This window comes from Accumulibacter sp., from assembly GCF_031732815.1.
Classification (GTDB): Bacteria; Pseudomonadota; Gammaproteobacteria; order Burkholderiales; family Rhodocyclaceae; genus Accumulibacter.
Window position 1 is genome coordinate 1 of the sequence record NZ_JAVMKF010000241.1, and the last position, 3,101, is coordinate 3,101.

Here is a 3,101-nt window from a genome sequence, read left to right on the forward strand (position 1 = left end):
TTCACCTTGCGCCCGACGAGCAGACTCTCGAAGGCGGGGTCATCGAGGTCCACGTCCTCGATCGCCATCTCCTCCACCTCGGCGGCGTGATTCTCGATGCGCGTCAGCATGGCCTCGACGTCGCGCAATTGCCGCTGGACAGTGAGCGCGAATGATGGAACGGCGCTTTCCATGCGCTTGAGCACGTTGACGCGAAGCAGATGGATCAGGCTCTCCTCGCGGTCCGCCTGGCGGAAGAAGCCTTCGCCGCCACGCACGGCCGTGCTGTACTTCTCGTCGTAAGCGGCCTGGCGATGCGGCAGGACGTAGCGAAGCGGGGCGTAGGATGCTAGGTTCAACCGGCGAATCTCGCTGTTGATCTCGCGGATCGAACGGAACTCGCCGGCCCGGTCGACGTCGGCCTTGATGTTGATCGGCCGCAGCCGCTCGGGGAAGCGGCCCGTTTCGGCGGTGCCGTAGTACTTCTCGATGTGCTTGCGCGAGCGGGCGATGGTGAGCAGGTCGAGCAGGGTGAAATAGTCGAAGCCGAGCATCTCGATGAGCCGCGAGGGCGTTCGGTCGGCGTCGTCGGAATCGAGCCAGCGGTTGAACTGCTTCTGCGCCAGGCGCGTGGTGGCGTCGATGCTGCCGATGCCGTGATCGAGCAGTGCCGTGTCATCGCCCTCGGTGACGAAGGCGATCTGATTGCGCAGGTCGGCCAGGCGGTTGTTGACCGGCGTGGCCGACAGCATCAGCACGCGAGTCTTGACGCCTTCGCGGATGATCCGGCGCATCAGGCGATCGTAGCGGGTCTCGCTGCCTGCGCGCGGTGTCTTCTTGTTGCGGAAATTGTGCGACTCGTCGATGACGACCAGGTCGTAGTTTCCCCAATTGATGTGCGCGAGGTCGATGTCGCCGGACAGCCCATCGTCGCGCGACAGGTCGGTATGATTCAGCACGTCGTAGTTGAAGCGGTCGGGCGCGAGGAAGTTGCGGCGATCGTTGGCCTTGTACAGCGTCCAGTTGTCGCGCAGGCGTTTGGGTACCAGAACGAGCACGCGATCGTTGCGCAGTTCGTGATACTTGATGATCGCCAGCGCCTCGAAAGTCTTGCCGAGGCCCACGCTGTCGGCGATGATGCAGCCGCCGTAGCGCTCCAGCTTGTCGATCGCGCCGACAACCCCGTCGCGCTGGAACTTGTACAGCTTCTTCCAGACCACGGTATTGCGGATGCCGGTTGCGGACCTGATGATGCGCTCTTCGTCGAGGTCGTCGCCGCGGTCGCGGAACAGATGGTACAAGATGAGGCTGTAGACCAGGAACGGCTCGCGATGCGCTGCGAGTGCCTCTAGGTCGCCAATCAGGGCGTTCTTGGCAGTGGCGTCAGGCGAGATGCTGGACCACTGCGCGTCGAACCATTGACTGAGCAGGTGGGCTTCTTCTGGCGTCTCTGACGCCTGAATCAGGCTCAACGGATTGCCGGGCGTCAGCCCGAGCCCATCAGTGCTGAACGCGAGCGAGCCGAGAAGTGCCTGCCGGGGTCTACCGTCGCCATCGCGCAGGACGAAAGCTCCCTGCGGAACCGCGCCAACGGCCCGGCGTATCTCGGTCTTGTGCTGGAGCCACTGTGCGAGCTGCCTGGCCAACCAACGTGTCTGCAGGCGGTTACGCTCGGTGCGGTCTGCATCCAATTCCAGAGCTACGAGATCCGACGTCGCTGAAGGCAGCAGGAGGCGACATCCCGCCAGTGCATCCAGCTCTCGCCGCAGCGCGGAGAAGGCGAAGAGGGAGAAAGCCGGCGTGACGACGTCAAGCTGGCAGCGTGGGCTGAGCTGCGGCCGCAAGAGGTCGATGACCCGGTCGGCACCGCTGTTTCGGATGAGCTTCACGAATCTCGTCCCACGTCATTTCGCCCGGTCGGGGTGAATGTCCTCATGCTTGCGTGTTCTTTCGGGTTCCGCGAGGCAACTCTTGGTTTTCAAAAAGCCGCATTCAAGCTGTGACGTTGCATCGCCGCAGTGGTCGCGGATGACGGGCGCCGGCAGGTTGGCGACGGACCGATGCGCGTCAATCCGGAGGGGGCCACTATCTCGTCAATCCGGGTTCGCCGCGCGCGTGAGCACGCCAACGTCAACGACGCCAAGTGCTCCCCTCGGAACCCACCGGCGCAAGTGCGATAATGTACCCGAATGTCCAACGCAAGCCCAAGTTGAGGAGACCTTGATGAGGGTTGACTATTGTCGGTTCTTACAGGCAGGCGCGAGGGCGCGTCTGGTTCAGTGATGGAAGACCGGTTTAAGAGCCTGATCGAGGCCTTGGAGGGATGGTTTGAGCGATCGGTCGCCGATCTGCCGGCAGCCGCGCGGCAGCGAGTGGAAGAGGAGTTCTTCCCTCTCCGCTGGGACCTTCTGAGCCCCGCGCAACGTCGCGACTTTGCACAGCAGTGGGACTACAAGAACGACCCAGCCACGGAGGCGGAACGCCAAGCCGCGTGGGACTTGGTTGCCCGGAGGCTAGAGATCGAAGCCAAGACAAGAGAGTGGGAACGCGTCGGTGCAGGGACGGCAACGGAGCTGGCTACGAAGGAGGCGCGACTGGCAGAACTGAGAGAAGAGATTGCCAGGATCGATCTGGCGGAGAAGCGCATGCCGGGCAAAGAACGTAGCGAAAAAGTGCGACCAGGCGATCTTTCAGACGAGGCGGCGAGAACGGACGAGGATTTCGAGTACATCGCGTACCCGCGGGCCATGAAGCGACTGCGCGAACGCCTCGGCGCCACGCCGGAAGAAGTCGCCGCGTGGGTGTTCTGGGGGGAGACTCAAGGCGGTCTGGTCGCGTATACCAATGCGAACGAACTGGATCCGCCGCCGCGGTTTCACTTCATTCACACGATGGGTGATGATTACGTATCCCCGTTGATGGCCTGCTGGTTTCGGCGCGACGACATTGAAGCGTTCCAGCCGGATGAGCGCTACATCACAGGCAAGGCATTGATTGAACGATGGGGCAAGGAACCGGACATCGAGCCCAAAGCCTTCGTTCAGGCGAAAATAGAGGAGTCGCGGTTGCTCGACATGCACCCCAATTGTGGGGGAACGCGAGCGACGTGGCCGGAGCAGGAA

General features: G+C 62.6%; 2 protein-coding genes. One reads left to right on the forward strand and one right to left on the reverse strand.

Annotated features, from left to right (window positions below; translation table 11 throughout):
• A partial coding sequence (locus RKP46_RS14765) for a DEAD/DEAH box helicase family protein (protein WP_311107341.1) occupies positions 1 to 1,868 on the reverse strand: 1,868 nt, incomplete at its 3' end.
• A 393-nt stretch (positions 1,869 to 2,261) separates the two neighbouring features.
• Between RKP46_RS14765 and RKP46_RS14770 the strand changes: the two genes are divergently transcribed.
• On the forward strand, positions 2,262 to 3,101 hold an 840-nt coding region (locus RKP46_RS14770; RefSeq protein WP_311107342.1), incomplete at its 3' end, for a hypothetical protein.